General features: G+C 69.5%; 1 tRNA gene and 1 pseudogene. One reads left to right on the top strand and one right to left on the bottom strand.

The features are described from left to right. A pseudogene (locus tag A9X04_RS10480) lies at nucleotides 1-541 on the bottom strand (arginine--tRNA ligase); the annotation flags it as partial. 114 nt (nucleotides 542-655) lie between these two features. Here A9X04_RS10480 and A9X04_RS10485 point away from each other — a divergent pair. Further along, a tRNA-Arg gene (locus A9X04_RS10485) sits at nucleotides 656-728 on the top strand. The last annotated feature ends 1 nt before the right edge of the window (nucleotide 729 follow it).

The raw sequence follows: 729 nt of genomic DNA on the forward strand, positions 1-729 counted from the left end.
GCGAGTTGGCGAAGCGGTCGATCTGGGCGCCGTGGTCGTTGAAGTAGTACTCGCGCTCGACGTCGGCGCCCTGGGTGCTCAGCAGCCGGCCCAGCGCGTCGCCGACCGCGGCCCAGCGGGTGCCGCCGATGTGGATGGGCCCGGTGGGGTTGGCCGAGACGAATTCCAGGTTGATCTTGTGGCCGCCCAGCGCGTCGGAGTGACCGAACTCATCACCGGCGTCGATGACGTTGTTGACGATCACCGCCTGCGCCGACGCCTCGAGGCGCAGGTTGATGAATCCGGGCCCGGCCACTTCCGCCGAGGCGACGCCGTCGGCCTGTGCCAGCGCCTCTGCCAGCCAGCCGGCCAGTTCACGGGGGTTGGCGCCGACCTTCTTGCCCAGCTGAAGCGCCAGGTTGCTGGCGTAGTCGCCGTGCTCGGGATTGCGGGGCCGCTCCACGGTGACCGTCGCCGGCAAGGCGGCAGCGTCCAGCCCGCGCTCGGCCAACACCGCGGAGGCCGTGTTCCTGAGCAGCTCAGCGAGGTCAGCTGGGGTCACGAGCGTCCATCCTATTGGCTGAGGTGCCCGCGCCCCGAATCCGTTGCGGTGGTCGAGCGGTCACCGCGATGCGTTAGTCTGTCTGGGCCCACTGGCGCATCATGGTCTCCATGCGCCCCCGTAGCTCAGGGGATAGAGCGTCTGCCTCCGGAGCAGAAGGCCGCAGGTTCGAATCCTGCCGGGGGCAC

It is taken from the genome of Mycobacterium sp. E3247 (assembly GCF_001667785.1).
GTDB lineage: Bacteria > Actinomycetota > Actinomycetes > Mycobacteriales > Mycobacteriaceae > Mycobacterium.